This is a genomic window from Vibrio sp. 03_296 (assembly GCF_002265885.1).
This window is the reverse complement of the sequence record NZ_NPKW01000415.1, coordinates 1-993: the sequence shown is the minus strand read 5'-3', so window position 1 is coordinate 993 and position 993 is coordinate 1. Positions and strand designations below refer to the sequence as shown.

Genomic DNA, 993 nt, shown 5'->3' with positions numbered 1-993 from the left:
CGTGCGAAAGACGAGTTCAAAAAGGYCACATCACCGACGCAGTTCACATTTGCCATCAGACATCAAGAACGGTAACTTCGGTAGCCTTGAAAACCGTAAATCTGACCCAATCATCGTAGTATGCAAAACAGGCCAAACCGCGCAAGAAAGCGCTAACCTGTTGGCTAAAGCGGGTTTTGAAAACGTCAGCGTATTGAAAAACGGTCTGATTTCGTGGAGCGAAGCGAACTTACCTTTGGTACGTAGCAAACGTTAATTCCCACTAAAACCCGTCAGATAACTGGTTATTATCAAAGCAGTTAATCATCTAAGTTGTGATACTTGGCACGTAATGACGGGTTGATCTGGTCATTGATGAATGGCTCGGTTAGATCAATTGTGTTGCATAAGTTAACGATATGTTTTTATTGGTGTGTTTCTGCTCACATTTTATGTGCTACTGATGGCGGAATGAGCAAACGGATAATTTATTACAAAAAAACTGCGCTTAGCTCTTGCGTCGTCAGTCAGAATCCGTAATATACGCATCCGTTGACGGAATAAAGTTTCTGTAAAACATCTCGGTGAATAGCGCAGCTTGTAGCGCATCGTGGTTTGGGCATAGGGTCGGGGGGTTCCGAATCCCTCTTCACGACCACTTTTAAGAAAGCCTGCTTTTTAGCAGGCTTTGTCGTTTTGGCTTTAGACAAGCTTGCTTACTGATGTTGACCTCGTGGGGTTCGCCTGACGTTAGAATATGGCTCTTCACCGGCCATATTAAGAAAAGGCCCTGCAGAAATGTAGGGCCTTTTGCAATGTTTTGGTTGTAGAGAACGGGGGCTGGAACGCCAGTCCGATCGAATTCCTCTTCACCGACCACTTTAAGAAAGCCTGCTGTTTAGCAGGCTTTCGTCGTTTTAGTTTTAGATAAAGTTTGCTTGCTGATGTTGAACCTCGTGGGGTTCGCCTGACGTTAGAATATGGCTCTTCACCGACCACATTAAGAAAGCCTGC

1 tRNA gene and 1 pseudogene are annotated in these 993 nt (G+C 45.0%); both read left to right on the top strand.

Annotated elements, in window-relative coordinates:
• Positions 1 to 256 (top strand): annotated as a pseudogene (locus CIK04_RS25055) (rhodanese-like domain-containing protein); the annotation flags it as partial.
• A 305-nt stretch (positions 257 to 561) separates the two neighbouring features.
• Positions 562 to 637 (top strand) — tRNA-Pro (locus CIK04_RS25050).
• Positions 638 to 993: the final 356 nt, after the last annotated feature.